Annotated in this window: 1 protein-coding gene; it reads right to left on the bottom strand. The window is 43.7% G+C overall.

Annotated features, from left to right (window positions below; translation table 11 throughout):
* Positions 1–9: 9 nt before the first annotated feature.
* Positions 10–822, bottom strand: an 813-nt coding sequence (locus GB992_RS11265; RefSeq protein WP_161002529.1) for an IS30 family transposase, incomplete at its 5' end; no start/stop codon positions are given.

The following is an 822-nucleotide window of genomic DNA, read 5'->3' on the forward strand; positions in this document are numbered from 1 at the left end:
CTTGAATTGTCAAATTAAGTGCAACACTACATTAAAGAATATTTCATAAGGCGTTTTCCATCCGAGACATTTACGGGGACGATTATTCATTTGTTCTGCATATGCTTGTATCCGGCGGTCAGTAATTGAATCAAGGTCAGTTCCTTTTGGCAAATATTCGCGAAGCAAGCCGTTAGTATTTTCGTTAGTTCCTCGTTGCCAAGGAGAGTGAGGATCGGGAAAGTAGAAGGGCGTACCAAACTTATCAGTTAAACATTGAACTTTGGCAAACTCTTTACCCCTATCCGGGGTAATCGTTAACGATCTACCAGGCCATAGCTTCATTAAGTCGCTCAAAGTATCCGTGACTGCTTCTGAAGTTCTTTTAGCAGCTTTACCAATAAGCAGGTAACGAGATTTTCGATCAACCAATGTAACGACACAAGCCTTTCCGCTTTTGCCTAACACGGTATCACCTTCCCAGTGACCAATTTCTACACGGTTGTCAGCTTCTCGCGGACGATCATGAATCTTGTTGGGGATTGGAATCTTGCCTCGCTTTTCTTGATAAGCTTTATTGTGGCGAGACTTGCCGTGATGCCTTAGATGGCGCACGGCACTAGAGCTGCCAGATTTAAACAAATTATCAAATAAGCCATTGAAAATCCCACGGTAAATAGTCGTGGTACTGATCTGCACCGGATACTTTTCGACTGCCAAGCGATTCGATATTTCCTCCGGAGACCAAAGGTCTTCGCAGAAGTGTTCTCTCACCACTTCAAACATCTGAGGATTACTCAAAAGAGAGACTCTGCCACAGTTGCCTTTGCGCTGTTTGTACTT

This window comes from Furfurilactobacillus milii (genome assembly GCF_009863985.1).
GTDB lineage: Bacteria > Bacillota > Bacilli > Lactobacillales > Lactobacillaceae > Furfurilactobacillus > Furfurilactobacillus milii_A.